Below are 15,445 nucleotides of genomic sequence, written 5' to 3'. Positions count from 1 at the left end.
CCACGCCATGGGCAGGCACGCGACGGCCGGCCCCTCGAATACTGAGGCCATGAGTACGACCGCGACAACCTCAGCTCAGGCGCCGGGATTCGCGCGCACCCGCGTCGGCGCCGTCACGGTGACCACCGTCTACGACGGAGCGCTGCCGATCTTCGCCGCCGACATGCACGGCGAGCCGCCGGAGCGGATCGCCGCGTTGCTGGCGGACGGGTTCTTGCCGCCGGAGGGCGACCTGGCGACGGCCGTGAACGCGTTCCTGTTCCGGTCCGGCGGGCGCCTCGTGCTGGTCGACGCCGGCGCCGGCGCCTCCCTCGGCCCGGGCACCGGTCGGCTGCCGGACAACCTGCGCGCCGCCGGAGCCGGGCCGGAGCAGGTCGATGACGTCCTCATCACGCACCTGCACCCCGATCACGCCTACGGTTTGGTGACGGCGGACGGGGAGGCGGCGTTCCCCTCGGCGACCGTGCACGTGGCGGCACTCGAGGCCCGCCACTGGCTGGACGACGTCGTGGCCGAGGGCGTGCGGGGGCAGATCCACCGGTGGGCCGCCGAGGCCCTGGCGCCCTATCGGGCGGGCGGTCGCCTGGAGACGTTCGCCTTCGGCGAGCAGCCGGTGCCCGGGGTGACCGCGGTGGATCTCCACGGGCACACCCCCGGCCACAGCGGCTACCTGCTGGACGGTGCAGGGGAGCGGCTGCTGATGTGGGGTGACACCATGCACAACCACACGGTCCAGCTGCGCGCCCCGCACGTCGCGATGGAGATCGACAGTGACCGGGCCGGCGCCCGCGCCGCGCGGCAGCGCGTCCTGGAGGAGATCCGGACGCGGGGTTGGACGGTCGGCGGCGCGCACCTGCCCTTCCCCGGCATCGGACGGATCGCCTTCCGCGACGGTGAGGCCCGGTGGGTGCCCGTACCGTACCGGCCCGTGCCCTGGCCCGACCAGGTGAGGCCCGCGCGTGACGAGGGATAATGGAGGGGTGATGGCAGGCAGGTCGTCGTCGCAGGAGCTGGGCGAGTTCCTGCGGGCACGTCGTGCCGCGGTGACGCCGCAGGAGCTCGGCATCCGGCCCTCCTACGGCGACCGGCGCCGGGTGCCCGGCCTCAGGCGTGAGGAGCTCGCGGCGCTGGCCGGGCTCAGCACGACCTACTACACCCGCCTGGAGCAGGGCGAGAGCCACCAGGTCTCCGACTCGGTCCTCGACGCCCTCGCTCGGGCACTCAGACTGTCCCCGGACGAGCGCGCGCACCTCTACCGGCTGGCGCGGGCTCTTCCGCCGGTGCGGGGCACCGGTCAGGAGGACCACGTCCGCGCTCCCGTCCGCGACCTCATCGCCGGCAGCCTGAGCGCCGTCGTGCTCGTCGGGCGGCGTACCGACATCCTGGCTGGCAACCCGCTCGGGTACGCGCTGTGGAGCCTGACGAGCGACGAGATCGCCGCCATCGGCACACCGGGGGCGCCCAACCAGGCACGACGGGTCTTCCTCGACCCGCGTTCTCGCGAGTTGTTCGCCGACTGGGAGCGGCAGGCCGGGGACCTCGCGTCCTACCTGCGGCTGGCCAGCGCCGAACGTCCCGACGACCTCGCCCTGCACCAGCTCGTCTCCGAGCTGGCGACCGGCAGCGACGACTTCGCGCGCCTGTGGCGCGAGCACGCCGTGCGTGACTGCCTGCACACCGTGCGCCGCTACCGCCACCCTGTCGTGGGAGAGCTGGAGCTGAACGAGGAGATCCTCCGCCTGCCCGACGACCCGGGGCAGCGCCTGATCATCAGCGCCGCCGGGGCCGGCACGCCGTCGGCCGACCGGCTCGCCCTCCTCGCGGCCCTCACCGCCGCCTGACCGACCGGCGCCCGGCCACCCGGCCGACCCGTATGCGGTCGGTGCCCGACCGACCCGTATGCGGTCGGCGCCCGGCCGGTCGTCGACGCCGTACATCGCACACGCATTTCTTGTGAGGGAACACCATGATCGTCGTCTCATCCGCCACCAGCGACACCGGCTCCGCCGTCGCCGACGCGCTGCTCGCCACCGGTGAACAGGTCCGGGTGCTGGGCCGCAGCCGCGACCGCCTCCAGCGGTACGTGGAGCACGGCGCCGAAGCGGCGGAAGCCCGCACCGACGACCCCGGCAGCCTGCGTGCCGCCTTCGCCGGCGCCCACGCCGCGTTCGTCATGATCGCGCCAGGGATCATTCCCGGCAGCACCGACTTCCCCGCATACCAGCGGCGGGTCATCAACGCCTTCCGGCAGGCGCTCGGCGGGCTCGGCGACCTCGCCCGGATCGTCAGCCTGAGCGGCTGGGCCGCCAACCATGACGGGGCCCGCGGCCCGGTATGGGGGCTGCGCCCGCTGGAGGAGGCGCTGGACACCCTGACCGGCCCGGAGGTGACCCACCTGCGTCCCGGCTGGTTCATGGAGAACGCCCTGCCGATGATCGACGAGGTACGCGCCACCGGCACCGCCCACGGGTTGATCCCCGCGGACCTGCCCCTGCCCGCCATCGCCACGGCCGACATCGGCGCCGTGGCCGCCGACCTGCTCACCGGCCGGCGCAAGGCGGGCGCCCGTACCCTCGAACTGCAGGGCCCCCGGGACGTCACCCTCACCGAGATCACCGCCGCGATCGGCAGGGCCCTCGGCCGGCCGGAGGCCCGCTACGAGCAGATCGACGCCGCCACCATGCGCGAGCGCCTGCTGGCCGCCGGCTTCTCCCCGCACATGGCGGACGGCACCACCGCCATGACCCTCGACGTCGCCGAACGCAGAATCGCCATGCGCCGGCCGCGTACCGCGCAGACCGCGACCCCCACCACCTTCGAGGAATTCCTCACCCGCGTCCTCGACCGACAATGAGCGACCGAGGACATCGGGTGAGGGCCGCCCGGCGTGCGTCAGCGGGACAGCGGTGTCACCGCGATCCTGTCCACGTTCGGCGCGTACGCGGAGCGGAGCAGGATGTCGGGGAAGGTGTCGGAGATGTAGGTGTCGCCGTCGAAGTTCGGCAGCTCGTGGGAGCCGAAGGTGACGGTGTTGGCGCCCTTCTTGAGCTGGATCGGGATGGTCAGCTCCCAGAAGTTGCCCGCGTGGAAGGTGTGCGGGAACCAGGCCCGCTGGGGCGGGGCGCCGTTGACGGTGATCTCGGCGTGGCGGGCCAGCGGGTCGGGGTTGTAGTGGGAGGCGGGGGACTGCTCCGGGTTGGAGTAGCGGACGGTCATGGCGTACGTGCCGGGCTTGGGGGCGGTGACGTCGAAGGTGAGGGTGTTGGCGTTGCCGGGGGCGCCGCCGATGCCGGTGACCGCCTTGCCACCGCCGGCCAGCGGGTGCGTCATGATGTGAGCGGTGCCGGCGAGGCGGGCGGACTCGGCCTCGTACCAGGTGGGGTTGAGCGTGCCGGCGGTGTCGGCGACGCGCAGGCGGTCGAGGCGGAGCGTGCCGGACCGCCCCGTCACGGTGATCTTGTTGACGCCGCCGGACAGGAACGCCTTCACCGTCGCGGAGGCGTTGACGCCGGTGAGGCGGTGGCCGTTGACGTCGAGCCAGGCCCGGCCGCCGCCGAGGGTGTCGAGGCGGAGGGTGGATTCGCCGTCGCCGGGGGAGTAGACCCAGAAGGTCGCGCTCTGGTCCTTCTTGAGCGTGATGTGCCCCGTCCTTCGGCTGTAGTCGGTACGGGCGCCGCCGAGGGTGGCGTACTCGGCCTGGTAGACCGACTCGGCCGCCGCCGGGTTGGCGAGGGACAGGTCGAGCTTGTCGACGATGGCGTCGCCCTTGGTGGCGCGAACGCCGTCGAGGCTGCGCGCGGCCAGAGTGAGCACGTGCTCGCCCTTGGTCAGCGTGACCTTCGTGTCGGCGTGGTCCCAGACCACCCACTTGTAGCCCAGGGGCAGGTGCAGCTCCTGCTCGGCGCCGCCGTCCACGCGCAGGAAGACGTTGGTGGGGCCCTGCTCGCGTACGGCGTCGAAGGTGTTGAGGGAGTTGGCGAAGACCGACAGGTCGTACACGCCGTCGCGCGGCACGGACACCTTGAAGTCGAGCGCCAGGGTCGAGCCGGTGCGCAGGCCGCCGACGTCGTACCCGCCGGAGGTGTAGAACTTGGCGACGTCGGCGGGGGAGCCCTCGGGGCCGTTGCGGTAGTACGGCGCGCCGGTGTGGGCGGCGTCCTCCGCCTCGTACGTGGCCTGCCACAGCTTGGTCGCCGGGGCGGCCGGGCCCCCGCCCGGGGTGAGGATGATCTGGTACGCCGACGCCTCCCTGAGGCGGGGCAGCGTGTCGCCGAAGGAGAAGCTCACGGAGCCGTCGCGTACCGGCCGGTCCAGCTCGGCGAGCACCTGCGGCTGGGCTGAGTCGCCGAGTTGCCCGGTCCACGGGATCTCCTGCACCAGCGCGTGCACGCTGCCGCCGAACAGGGCGGTGTCGACGTTGTCGAACCGGACGCCGGCCTTGCCTGACGCACCGCCGAACAGGACTCTGGCCTGCGCCTTCGCCTTGTCGAGCGTGGCGACGCCCTGGAGGGTGTAGCTCACGTCGGGGCGTGGTGGCGTGACCTTGACCGTGTCGCCGGTCATCTGCCCGTACGCGTTGAGCAGCCACCACTGGCCGTTGCCGCGGGTCGCCTGCACGGCGGAGTCGGACAGGTTGCCGTCGATGTTCCAGTACGCGATGTCGGCGTCCACCTTCGACTCCTCGATGGCCGACGCCCACTGGATCATCTGGCCGGGCACCGAGGTGTGGTAGTTGAACGCGTACTCGTTGATGTTGATCGGCAGGCGCCGGTCGCCGAGGATCGCGCGCTCCCACGTGCGGTACTTCGCCACGTTCGTGCGGATGCGGGCGGGGTCGCCGAGCTCGTGCCAGGTCATGACGTCGGGCACGGTGCCGGCCGCGACCGTGTGCCGCAGGAACCCCTCTACCTGGGCGTACAGGACGCTGGTGTTGGGGCCGGCGATGCGGGCGCCCGGCATCTTGCCCTTGATGAGGGCGTGGACCTCGTCCCACGCCTTGAAGTAGTACTGGGGGTCGTTGAGCCAGCTGATCCGGTTGTAGCTCCACTCGCCGGTGCCGAACATGTTGCCCTCGGGCTCGTTGAACGGCACGAAGACGATGTTGTCCTGATATTTCGGGTCGAGCTTGAGGACCTGGTCGACCTGCTTGGCGATCTTCGCCTTGAAGTCGTTCAGGCGGGCCTCGGGGGTGCTGCCGGGCCACTGGTAGGGGAAACCGCGGTAGATGTCGGTCATGTAGATGTACACGTCGCCGTCCGTGGCGTCGGCCAGCGGCTTGACCACCTCCAGCGCGTCGGCGCCCGGGTGCTGCGGGCCGTCCTGCGCCTTGGTCGAGACGGTACGCAGGTTGATGCCTTCGAGCAGGTTGCGGTTCGGGACGCCCTCGCCGTAGACGCCGTACAGGGTGCCGGACGCGCCGCCGTGGAAGGGGCCCGTCTCGGCGCCGAGGTCGACGGACAGGTCGTTGCCGATCACCTTGACCGTGGCCTGGACGGCGACGCCGCGCGCGGTGCCCTTGACGGTGAACTGGCCGGGCTCGGCGTACCGGCCGGGATCGACGGCGTCCCAAGTGATGGGCACGCGGCGGCGGATGCCGTCGGAGAACTGCGCCTGCGCCGCTTGCGGCAGGTCCGGCGCGATCTCCGGGTACGTCGTGACCTCGAACGTGGTCTGCTCGACCGCGGTGAGCGTGGCCAGGTGGTCACCGGCCAGGCCCGCGACCTGCTCCGCGGTCATGGCGGCGCCGTACACGCGGAAGTCGTCCAGCTCACCGGCCAGGAACGGGTGGCCGCCCCAGAACGGTTTGCCCAGGAAACCGGAGGTCGTGTTGCCGTCGGCGTGCATGACCGCGGCCAGGTCGAGCCGGGCGGCGGCGCTGCCGACGGCGGCGCCGTTGACGTAGTAGGTGATGGTCTCGCCGTCGATCGTGGTGACGAGGTTGACCCACCGGCCGGCCGGCAGCTTCTGCGCGCCGGGCACGCCCACCTCGGCGGTGCCGTTGACCGGCTTGATGGAGGAGCGGGTGGTGGCGTCGCCGGCGTAGGACGGGGTGACGAAGGTGGCCGTGGCGGCGTCCTTGCCGAGGTTGTAGACCCACTGGAAGTCGGGGCCGCCCGACCACTTGAGCCAGGCCGAGATCGTCATGGCGTGGCGGTCGCGGAACAGGCCGTTGGGGACGGACACGTACGGAGCGGTGGCCGAACCGGCCGGGCCGCCGGGCAGGGACAGCGCCTGGCCGCCGTCCGGGCCCGTGGCCGTGGCGGCGGAGCCGGGGTTGACCAGGGTGCCGTCGAGACCGGAGGGGGAGCGGTCGGTGACGGTGCCGCCGGACAGGTCGCCCTCGAAGTCGTAGTGCAGGACGAGGTCGGGGGCGGCGGTGGCGCCGGCCGGTAAGGCGGCCGCTGGCAGGGCGGTCAGGGCGAGGGCGGAGGCGAGGAGGACGTGGCGCAGGCGGGCGCGGGCCCGCCGGGACCGGGGGTGAGACATGCGCGTTCCCGTTCAGGGAGGGGGACGAATCTTGGTCGAATCGATTCGACCTGGACCATAAGCGTCCCGCCCGGGGACGGTCAAGAGCCACAAACCTCCGCGAGTCGGCGCGGGCGCGCCGTCCGGTCGTGCTACCCAGTGGGACGGTCAGGCGCGGGGACGCGCTGGGCCGGTGGTGCTGCGGAGGGAGGCGGTCAGGCGCGGGGACGCGCCGGGCCGGTGGTGCTGCGGAGGGAGACGGGTGGGGCGAGCAGGAGGTGGCGGTGCGGGGTGGCGGGGTTGGCGATGCGCTGGATGAGGAGCTCCACCGCGCGGGCCCCCATCTCGTCGGCCGGGACGTCGGCGGCCGTGAGCGGCGGGTGCACGCTCTCCGCCCAGTGCCGCGCCGCCACCCCGGCGATGGAGAAGTCGCGCGGCACGCTCAGCCCCGCCTCGGCCAGGCCCCGGTACAGGCCGGCGACGGCGGCCTCGTTGATGGTGGCGATGGCGGTCAGCTCGGGGTGCGCGGCGAGGAGCTGCTGGAGGCAGGTCTGCCCGGCCTGGACGTCGTCGGCGCAGCAGACCCGCACGCCGTGCAGGCCGCGCTCGGCCACGGCGCGGTCGAAGCCGGCCTGCGCGCGGTGGCCGGGCCCGTAGCCGGCGGCGACCAGCTCGGCGCTGCGGTTGACCAGCGCCACGTGCCGGTGGCCGAGGTCGGCCAGGTGGTGCACGCACTTGGCGATGAGCGTGTCGTAGTCGACGTCCACCCAGGACATCTCCTCCGGGTGGCGGGTGTGGCCGATGCCGACGAACGGCACGCCGCTGTCGAGCAGCCGGGCGACCCGGTCGTCCTCCAGCCGGATCTCCATGAGGATGACGCCGTCCACGCGCCGGCCGCTGACCACGCGTTCGAAGGAGCGGTCGTGCTCGCCGCCCGAGGGTGACAGCAGGACGTCGAGGTCGGCGCGGGCGGCGGCGTCGACCACGCTGGCCACGAAACCGAGCTGCATGTCGGTCAGGCGCTGCCCGGCGGGCGGTATGACCAGGCCGATCGTGCGGGTGCGGCCCTCCTTCAGCGCCCTGGCCGAGGCGTTGGGCCGGTAGCCCAGCTCGTCGATGACCGCCTGGATGCGGCGCCTGGTCTCCTCCGACACCGGGCGCTTGCCGGTGAGCGCGTAGGAGACCGTGCTGCGTGACACGCCCGCCCGCTTGGCGATCTCTCCGATGTTCACCGTGCTCCTCGTCCGAACCTGCCGGTCGCGGACCATCGTATGTCGAACCGGTTCTGGCGGCGGCACCCAGGGGCGTTGCGCGCGTTCTCACGCAACGGCTCCGCATCCTTGCCCGCGCACGCATTGACGCGGGCGGGGGAGCGGGCCTATGTTCAGGCGAATCGATTCGACGAATCGATTCGACATCACCTCGAAACGGCCGCGTAACGCCTGTCAGCGGAGGTCAGCTCAATGAGATCAGCGGCAAGGAGCCGGCGTACGGCCGGCGCGAGCCTGGCGGTGGTGGCCGCCATGGGCGGGCTGGTCGCCTGCTCGTCCACGTCCGGCGGCGGCGACGGCGCGGGCACCACGAGCGCCGGGCAGACCGCGGGCGGCGGCACCTACACGATCTGGGACCCGTACCCGCAGTACGACAAGACCTCGGAGTGGGTGAAGCTGCTGGAGAAGTGCGGCACCGGCGCCGGCGTCAAGGTCGAGCGCACCGGCTACGACACCAGCGACCTGACCAACAAGGCCCTGCTGGCCGCCCAGCAGGGCAACTCCCCGGACGTGCTCATCGTGGACAACCCGGTGGTCTCCACCCTGGCCGAGGCCGGCGTGCTGACCACCACCGAGGAGAACAAGCTCGACGTGTCGGCCATCGCGCCGAACCTGCTGGCCGCGGGGCAGAGCGGCGGCAAGACCTACGGCGTCCCGATCGGCGCCAACACCCTGGCCCTGTACTACAACAAGGACGTCCTGAAGGCCGCCGGGGTGGACATCGCCTCCGTCAAGGACTGGGCGTCGCTGACCGCCGCGCTGGAGAAGGTGAAGGCGAAGGGGAAGAAGGGCATCACGTTCTCAGCGATCGGCACCGAGGAGGGCAGCTTCCAGTTCCTACCCTGGTTCTGGGGCTCCGGCGCGAGCCTGACCAAGCTCGACTCCCCCGAGGGCGTCTCCGCGGTGACGCTGTGGAGCGACTGGCTGAAGAAGGGGTACGCCCCCAACTCGGTCATCGGCAACACCCAGACCACGAGCTGGCAGGAGTTCGCCACCGGCGACTACGCCTTCGCCGAGAACGGCACCTGGCAGTTGGCCAACGCCAAGAAGGCCGGCTTCCCGTACGGGATCATCCCCATCCCGGGAAAGACGGGCGGCACCGCGCCCGCGCCGACCGGCGGCGAGTTCGTCAGCATCCCCGTGCAGGCCGACACCGGCCGCTACGCCACCTCCCAGAAGCTGGTGACCTGCCTGACCAGCACCGACAACTCGCTCACCACCACCACGACCCTGTCCTACGTCGCCCCGACCGAGGCCGTGCAGGCCAAGCAGGTGGCGGCCACGCCCGACCTCAAGGTGTGGGTGGACGCGGTCAAGGCGGCCAAGGGCCGCACCAGCGACGACCTCGGCACCAAGTACCCGAAGATCTCCGAGCCGATGTGGGGCGCGGTGCAGGCCGTCCTGAGCGGATCGAAATCGCCGCAGGAAGCGATGACGGCGGCGCAGACCGCCGCGGCCCAGTGACGGCATGAGCGACACCATCCGGACGGCGGCGCCTGCCCGGGCCGCCCGCGCCCGATCCGGCCGCGTCCGATCCAGCGGCGCGCGGTCCGGGCAGTGGGCGGCCTGGGCGTTCCTCGCCCCCGTCGTCCTCTACCTGCTGCTCTTCTACGCCTACCCGCTGTTCCGCAACGTCGAGCTGAGCCTGCGCACCTACACCGTGCGCTCCTTCGTGCAGGGCGGCGCGCCCTTCGCCGGGTTCGGCAACTACGCCAAGGTGTTCGGCGACGCGACCTTCGGGCCCGCGCTGTGGCACACCGTGGTCTTCACGCTGGTGTCGCTGGTCTTCCAGTTCGGCATCGGGCTGGCGCTGGCGTTGTTCTTCGTCCGGCACTTCCCGCTGTCGGCCACGCTGCGGGCGCTGTTCCTGGTGCCGTGGCTGCTGCCGCTGATCGTGTCGGCCTCGACCTGGTCGTGGATGCTCAACAGCGACTCCGGCGTGGTCAACGCGGCGCTGTCGTGGCTCGGGCTCGGGCCGGTGAACTGGCTGACCTCGCCGGACTGGGCGCTGTGGTCGGTGATCATCGCCAACATCTGGATCGGCGTCCCGTTCAACCTCGTGGTTCTGTACTCCGGCCTGCAGGCGATCCCCGCGGTCGTGTACGAGGCCGCCGCGCTGGACGGGGCCAACGGCCGGCAGCGGTTCTGGCGCATCACGTTCCCGCTGCTGCGGCCGGTGTCGGCGATCACGCTGCTGCTCGGCCTGGTCTACACGCTGAAGGTGTTCGACATCATCTGGATCATGACGAAGGGCGGGCCGAGCGGCGCGTCCACCACGTTCGCCACCTGGTCCTACCGGCTCGGCTTCGGCAACCTCGTGCCGTCCTTCGGGCCGGGCGCCGCCGTCGGCAACCTGCTCATCGTGATGGCGCTGGCCTTCGGGCTCGTCTACATCCGCGTGCAGCGCAGGCAGGCCCTGGCATGAGGCGCTGGAAGAGCGTGGTGGGCGTCGTCCTGACCGCCGTGATGTTGTTCCCGGTCTACTGGATGATCAACGTGTCGTTCACCCGCGACACCGACATGCGCAAGTCGCCGCCGAACTGGTTCCCGATCGACGGCACCCTGGACGGCTACCGGGCGGTGCTCGACCAGCAGCTGCCCTACCTCGGGGTGAGCCTCGTCGTCGGGCTGGGCACGGTGGCGCTGACCCTGCTGGTCGCGGCGCCGGCGGCGTACTCGCTGGCCAAGCTGCGCCCGCGCGGCGGCGGGGCGCTGAGCTTCGTGCTGCTCGTGGCGCAGATGATCCCCGGGATCATCATGGCGATGGGGTTCTACGCCATCTTCCTCAACACCGGCCTGCTCAACACCGTGCCCGGCCTCATCGTCGCCGACTCCACCCTCGCCGTGCCGTTCGCGGTGCTCATCCTGGCCACGTTCATGTCCGGCATCCCCGAGGAGCTGCTGCAGGCCGCCCGCACCGACGGCGCGGGGGTCGTAAGGACGTTCCTGTCGATCGTGCTGCCCGTCTCCCGCAACTCGATCATCACGGTGTCGCTGTTCGCGTTCCTGTGGGCGTGGTCGGACTTCGTCTTCGCCTCCACCCTCGACCAGGGCGGCGACCACCAGCCCATCACCCTCGGCATCTACCACTACATCGGCAACAACAACCAGGAGTGGAACGCGATCATGGCCACCGCCGTGATCGCCTCCGTCCCCGCCACCGTCCTGCTGGTGATCGCCCAGCGTTACGTCGCCGCCGGCGTCACCGCCGGGGCCGTCAAAGATTGAGAAGGGACCCTCATTTCATGACCGCCGCCGCCTCCGGCCCGGTGTTCTCCCTGCGGGACATCCCGTTCAGCCATCGCGGATCATGGTTCGGCTTCTCGCCTGTCGTGGCGCAGCACACCTACGCCGAGGACGTGCACCTGGTCTCCCACCAGACCGGCATGCACCCGATCCTGAAGCTGACCCCCACGGCGCCCGCCGCGATCACCGCCACCCCGCACCGGCTCACCTGGGCCGGCGAGCACGGCCGGATCGAGCTGGCCTACGAGAGCACCGACACCGTACGCGTGCGCGGCCGGGGACTCGGGCTGCGCCTGCTGGCCGCCGACCCGGTGCTCACGCCGTTCAGCGGGCCGTACCTCTACCAGGACCCCGTGGACGGCTCGTCCGTCTTCACCGTCTACCAGACCGGGCGCCGCTACCGCGTCACCCTCCTGTCCGGGCAGGCCGAGCAGCTCGGCACGCAGGCGCTGGCCACCGCCGAACGCGGCCTCGTCCTCGACGGCGACTGGGAGCTGGCCATCGAGGAGTACGAGACCGCCCGCGCCCCCTACACCGGCACCGGCCCCTTCGAGCAGGTGGTCAAGGCCGCGCGGGCGGACTTCGACGCGTTCGTGGCCGCGGTCGCGCCCTGGCGCACCGACCGCACGCCCGCCGCCGAGCTGGCCGCCTACGTGCTGTGGTCGGCCACCGTGCGGCCGGCCGGTTTCGTCACCCGCCCCGCCGTGCTCATGTCGAAGCACTGGATGGACAAGGTGTGGAGCTGGGACCACTGCTTCAACGCCCTCGCGCTCGCCGACGGGCTGCCCGAGCTGGCCTGGGACCAGTACCGGCTGCCTTTCGACCACCAGGACGCCGCCGGCGCGCTGCCCGACTCCGTCACCCACTCCGAGATCCTCTACAACTTCGTCAAACCGCCCATCCACGGCTGGGCCCTGGGCCGCCTGCCCGCCGGGCCCGACGCGTACGAGCCGCTGGCGCGCTGGACCACGTTCTGGCTGGAGGCCCGCCGCGCCCCCGGCCGGGAGCTGCCGCACTACCAGCACGGCAACGACAGCGGCTGGGACAACGCCACCACCTTCGACCCCGAGCGCGTCGTCGAGACCGCCGACCTGGCCGCCTTCCTCGTCCTCCAGCTGCGCGAGCTGGCCCGGCTCGCGCCGGACGCCGGGTGGGGCGAGCAGGCCGACCGGATGCGCGACGCGCTGCTCGCCGAGCTGTGGGACGGCGAGCGGTTCGTCGCCCGCGGCGCGCTCACCGGCCGCACCTGGGGCAGCTCCAGCCTGCTCGACCTCATGCCGATCGTGCTGGGGGAGGAGCTGCCCGCGCCGGTCCGGGCGGCGCTGGCCGCCCGCATCGAGCGGCACCTGACCGCGTTCGGGCTGGCGACCGAGCTGCCCGGCTCGCCGCACTACCAGGACGACGGGTACTGGCGCGGCCCCATCTGGGCGCCCTCGACCGTCCTGATCGAGGACGGGCTGCGCCGCGCCGGCTACCCGGCCCTGGCCGACGAGATCAGCGCCCGATTCCGTGCTTTGTGCGAAAAATCGGGATTCGCCGAGAACTTCGACGCGCAGACGGGGGAGGGGCTGCGCGACCGTGCCTACACCTGGACGGCCAGCGCCTACCTCATCCTCGCCGCCGCCCACGAACGGCGCGCCGCCGTCAGCGGCCCCACAGCCGCCACGTCTGGTTGAGCGGGCTCGCCTGGCCGGCCGGGTTGCACGTCCACTGGTGGACGGGCGCGCGGGGCGCGGTGGAGACGGTGCTCACGTCGACGCACTTGCCGCTGTGCCGGGCGACGAGCTGGTAGTCGTGGGGGTCGTTGCCGCCGTAGGTGACCTTGCGCAGGGTGAACTGCTGGTTCTGCGCCCCGTCGGCGCAGGACCGCTGGCTGACCGGCGCGCCGTCGGCCGTGGAGCTCCCGCTCACCTCAAGGCACTTGCCGCTCTGCTGGTTGACCAGGGTGAACATGTTGGCCACCCCCGCGACCGGGCGGAAGTTCCACAGCTGCTGGTCGCCGCCCTCGCAGTAGTACTGCTGCTGCACGTTCCCGTCGGCGGTGCTCAGACCCGTGTTGTCCAGGCACTGCTGGGAGTGCTGGGCGACGGCGACCGACTGGAAGCCGCCCTCGGAGGGCGGCAGGAGCGTGATGGTGAACGTCTCGTCGGCGTTGGTGTGCGGCAGGTTCAGCGTGACGCCGTCGCCCGACAGCGTCAGGACCGTGTTCTGCACGGTGACCGGCCCCTGCACCGCGCCGCCGCCGTTGTACGGGATGCGCTGCACGACCGCCCGGACCTGGTTGTTCTGCACGATGCCGCTCGTGGCGCCGAGCCGCCGCAGGCCGACGGCGACGTTGCCGGTCGTCCCGCCACCGCCCACCAGGACCTTGGCGGTCCCAGACGTCTTGGTGGCGAACGCGTCGTAGGCCGGGCTCGGCGTCACCGACACGATCTGACCGGTCTGGGAGCCGTAGAAGCGGTAGGCCCACCACTCGCCCTTGGGCAGGTGCTGGCCGGCGCTGTTACGGACGAGCAGGTTCGCCAGATCGTTGTGCAGGTTGCCGGCACTCGCCCAGTTCGCGCGCAGCCCGTCGGCGCCGGCCCGCTCCAGGCGGGCGATGTACCAGGCGCCGTCGCCCGGGTTCTGCTCGTTCGTGGCGCCGTACTCGTTGATCTGGTACGGGCGCGGGTGCGCGATGCCGCGCGAGCCGAGCGTGGTGTCGGCGGCGGCCACGTTGGCCACCGGGTCGCCGGGCAGCGAGTGCCAGCTCACGATGTCGGGGACCACGTTGTTCGCGCGCACGAAGTCGAGGTAGGCGTTCCAGAAGGCGTGCGTGGTGGAGGGCACGCAGGCGCAGCTCGGGCCGACGATCAGGTGGCTCGGGAACGCGGCGCGGATGCGCTGGTAGCTGCGCCGCCACAGCTCGAAGTACTGGGACTGCGGACGGTTCCAGAACAGGGACAGGTTCGGCTCGTTCCAGATGTCCCACTGCACGGTGATGCCGGCCGCCCGCACGTCGTTGATCAGCCGGGTGAGGAAGGCGTCGTAGTCGGACCAGTCGCCGTTGTCGCCCGGGAAACGCGAGATGGGGTAGCCGTCGGCGCCCCACAGGTCGTGCGGCAGGATGACGAACTGGCCGCCGAGCGCGATCGTCCGGCGGGCCTGGGCCAGCGTCGCGTTCCACCTGCGGTCGTAGCTTCCGGCCACCCAGCCGCCGGGCGAGCCGAGCTGCGCGCCGCCGGCCCGCATGTACCGGAACTTCACGTCGCGGAAGAAGTGGTCCGCGGGTGCCGCCGCGTTCTCCGTCATGCCGTAGATCCAGCCGGACGCGCGGTAGGTCGGCGCGCCGCCGGCCACGGAGAAGTCGACGCTGATGGCCTCGTCGGCGGCCCGCGCCGAGGCGGGGGCGGCCGGGAGGAGGACGGCGATGAGGGCCGCGGCCACGGCTTGCGGCAGGCGGCGGCTGAGGGGCGGTCGTCGGGTGTTCGTCATCGTGCGTGGCTCCTTCGGGGAGTCGCAGCCCTTGCTGAATCGATTCCGTACTTGGGCGCGCAGTCACGGCCCGGTGGCGGAAAGGGCGCTGCTGAGAGGGGGTGCGGAGCTTAGCGAATCGATTCGATCGGATCGTAGATCTCTCCCCGAAGGCTGTCAACGGCCCGTCATCCGCCCGATCGCCGGGGAAGCGCGAGCGCCACGAACGCCGTGACCAGGTACAGCACGACGACTCCGAGCGCGTGACCGTAGCGGAGCGTCCGTGAGAACGCGGCCCGTGCCCTGGCCACGCTGCACCAGGTGATTCCCGCGCAGCCGCCTGCGCGCCGAGGCGTTCACCGTCTCCCCGGCCCGCAACTACTGGGAGTTCCCCGCGCCGCCCATCGACGCCGGGACCGTCCGCGCCGTCGGCGGCGCGATCAACCGGCGGCACCTTCTGCGCGTGTCCTGCACCGGCGACGGCGAGCCCGCCACGCTCACGCTGGAGCCGCACGACCTCGTCGTCTGGGCCGCCCGCTGGTACCTGGTCGCCTACGACCCGGCCGTCGGCCGCCGGCGCGCCATGCGCGTGGACCGCATCCGGTCGCACCCGCCCACGCACACCCCTTCGAACGGCGCGACCTCCCGCACGGCGACCCCGCCGCCTTCGTCATGACCGCACCCGACCGCGGCGACGAGGCCGCCGCCTGGCCCTGCCGCGGCTCGGCCGTCCTCGCCCTGCTCGCGTCCACCGTCGCCAGGTTCGCCCCCGGCGGATCGACCGTCGAGCACGTCACCGCCACCACCTGCCGGCTCACGCTCGGCGCGTGGTCGTGGCCGGGCCTGGCCGGGCTCCTGCTCACCTTCGACGCTGACCTCACCGCCATCGAACCGGCCGAGCTCCGCCAGGCCCTGCACGCCCTGCGCACCCGCATCACCACAGCCCTGCGCCCCTCCCCCCGGCTTGACGGACGATCACAAGAGTGATGGGATCCGTCGTCAGCGTCGCG

The 15,445-nt window shown here is 72.0% G+C and carries 12 protein-coding genes; 9 read left to right on the top strand and 3 right to left on the bottom strand.

The window, feature by feature from the left end; genetic code table 11:
• Positions 1 to 49 precede the first annotated feature (49 nt).
• From KIS93_RS59700 to KIS93_RS59690, 3 genes are all read left to right on the top strand, one after another.
• Positions 50 to 973, top strand: a complete 924-nt coding sequence (locus KIS93_RS59700; protein WP_186405109.1) for an MBL fold metallo-hydrolase — start codon at positions 50 to 52, stop codon at positions 971 to 973.
• Positions 974 to 983: 10 nt separating this feature from the next.
• Positions 984 to 1,841, top strand: coding sequence for a helix-turn-helix domain-containing protein (locus KIS93_RS59695; RefSeq protein WP_080039870.1), 858 nt, complete (start codon positions 984 to 986; stop codon positions 1,839 to 1,841).
• 125 nt (positions 1,842 to 1,966) lie between these two features.
• Positions 1,967 to 2,854, top strand: coding sequence for an NmrA family NAD(P)-binding protein (locus KIS93_RS59690; RefSeq protein WP_080039869.1), 888 nt, complete (start codon positions 1,967 to 1,969; stop codon positions 2,852 to 2,854).
• Between the two features lie 38 nt (positions 2,855 to 2,892).
• On the opposite strand, the gene KIS93_RS59685 is transcribed toward KIS93_RS59690, so the two are convergent.
• Together KIS93_RS59685 and KIS93_RS59680 are read right to left on the bottom strand one after the other, a co-directional pair.
• Positions 2,893 to 6,486: a LamG-like jellyroll fold domain-containing protein gene (locus KIS93_RS59685; RefSeq protein ID WP_080039868.1), complete on the bottom strand. Its 3,594-nt coding sequence runs from the start codon at positions 6,484 to 6,486 to the stop codon at positions 2,893 to 2,895.
• A gap of 194 nt (positions 6,487 to 6,680) precedes the next feature.
• Complete coding sequence (locus tag KIS93_RS59680; protein WP_080039867.1) at positions 6,681 to 7,697, bottom strand: LacI family DNA-binding transcriptional regulator; 1,017 nt, start codon at positions 7,695 to 7,697, stop codon at positions 6,681 to 6,683.
• A 231-nt stretch (positions 7,698 to 7,928) separates the two neighbouring features.
• On the opposite strand from KIS93_RS59680, the gene KIS93_RS59675 reads away from it, so the two are divergent.
• Genes KIS93_RS59675 through KIS93_RS59660 form a run of 4 tightly spaced genes read left to right on the top strand, consistent with a single transcriptional unit; the run spans position 7,929 to position 12,658 of the window.
• Positions 7,929 to 9,200 carry a sugar ABC transporter substrate-binding protein gene (locus KIS93_RS59675; RefSeq protein ID WP_080039866.1) on the top strand — a complete coding sequence of 424 codons (1,272 nt, stop codon included), beginning with the start codon at positions 7,929 to 7,931 and terminating at the stop codon, positions 9,198 to 9,200.
• Positions 9,201 to 9,204: 4 nt separating this feature from the next.
• Entirely contained in the window at positions 9,205 to 10,161 is a 957-nt protein-coding gene (locus KIS93_RS59670; RefSeq protein ID WP_080039865.1) for a carbohydrate ABC transporter permease, read from the top strand.
• Positions 10,158 to 10,964 carry a carbohydrate ABC transporter permease gene (locus KIS93_RS59665; RefSeq protein ID WP_080039864.1) on the top strand — a complete coding sequence of 269 codons (807 nt, stop codon included), beginning with the start codon at positions 10,158 to 10,160 and terminating at the stop codon, positions 10,962 to 10,964. Before KIS93_RS59670 ends, KIS93_RS59665 begins: the two co-directional genes overlap by 4 nt.
• A gap of 17 nt (positions 10,965 to 10,981) precedes the next feature.
• On the top strand, positions 10,982 to 12,658 hold the full coding sequence (locus KIS93_RS59660; RefSeq protein ID WP_080039863.1) for an amylo-alpha-1,6-glucosidase: 1,677 nt from the start codon (positions 10,982 to 10,984) through the stop codon (positions 12,656 to 12,658).
• Here KIS93_RS59660 and KIS93_RS59655 read toward each other — a convergent pair.
• On the bottom strand, positions 12,627 to 14,456 hold the full coding sequence (locus KIS93_RS59655; RefSeq protein WP_080039862.1) for an RICIN domain-containing protein: 1,830 nt from the start codon (positions 14,454 to 14,456) through the stop codon (positions 12,627 to 12,629). The genes KIS93_RS59660 and KIS93_RS59655 overlap by 32 nt on opposite strands.
• Positions 14,457 to 14,775: 319 nt before the next feature.
• Here KIS93_RS59655 and KIS93_RS66985 point away from each other — a divergent pair, with 319 nt between their 5' ends.
• Both KIS93_RS66985 and KIS93_RS59645 read left to right on the top strand, forming a co-directional pair.
• A complete protein-coding gene (locus tag KIS93_RS66985) occupies positions 14,776 to 15,111 on the top strand; it encodes a WYL domain-containing protein (protein WP_080039861.1) in 336 nt (111 codons plus the stop codon).
• Positions 15,108 to 15,422, top strand: a complete 315-nt coding sequence (locus KIS93_RS59645; RefSeq protein WP_080039860.1) for a WCX domain-containing protein — start codon at positions 15,108 to 15,110, stop codon at positions 15,420 to 15,422. The genes KIS93_RS66985 and KIS93_RS59645 overlap by 4 nt, the downstream gene beginning before the upstream one ends.
• Positions 15,423 to 15,445 lie beyond the last annotated feature (23 nt).

This window comes from [Actinomadura] parvosata subsp. kistnae (assembly GCF_900323885.1).
GTDB lineage: Bacteria > Actinomycetota > Actinomycetes > Streptosporangiales > Streptosporangiaceae > Nonomuraea > Nonomuraea composti.
This window is presented reverse-complemented; position numbering and strand designations above follow the sequence as displayed.

What these genes read in the sequence shown, in the direction of transcription:
- KIS93_RS59655 (WP_080039862.1), bottom strand. Translation starts at nt 14,456, where the DNA reads ATGACGAACACCCGACGACCGCCCCTCAGCCGCCGCCTGCCGCAAGCC.
- KIS93_RS59685 (WP_080039868.1), bottom strand. Translation starts at nt 6,486, where the DNA reads ATGTCTCACCCCCGGTCCCGGCGGGCCCGCGCCCGCCTGCGCCACGTC.
- KIS93_RS59670 (WP_080039865.1), top strand. Translation starts at nt 9,205, where the DNA reads ATGAGCGACACCATCCGGACGGCGGCGCCTGCCCGGGCCGCCCGCGCC.
- KIS93_RS59690 (WP_080039869.1), top strand. Translation starts at nt 1,967, where the DNA reads ATGATCGTCGTCTCATCCGCCACCAGCGACACCGGCTCCGCCGTCGCC.
- KIS93_RS59695 (WP_080039870.1), top strand. Translation starts at nt 984, where the DNA reads ATGGCAGGCAGGTCGTCGTCGCAGGAGCTGGGCGAGTTCCTGCGGGCA.
- KIS93_RS59665 (WP_080039864.1), top strand. Translation starts at nt 10,158, where the DNA reads ATGAGGCGCTGGAAGAGCGTGGTGGGCGTCGTCCTGACCGCCGTGATG.
- KIS93_RS59700 (WP_186405109.1), top strand. Translation starts at nt 50, where the DNA reads ATGAGTACGACCGCGACAACCTCAGCTCAGGCGCCGGGATTCGCGCGC.
- KIS93_RS59675 (WP_080039866.1), top strand. Translation starts at nt 7,929, where the DNA reads ATGAGATCAGCGGCAAGGAGCCGGCGTACGGCCGGCGCGAGCCTGGCG.
- KIS93_RS59660 (WP_080039863.1), top strand. Translation starts at nt 10,982, where the DNA reads ATGACCGCCGCCGCCTCCGGCCCGGTGTTCTCCCTGCGGGACATCCCG.
- KIS93_RS59645 (WP_080039860.1), top strand. Translation starts at nt 15,108, where the DNA reads ATGACCGCACCCGACCGCGGCGACGAGGCCGCCGCCTGGCCCTGCCGC.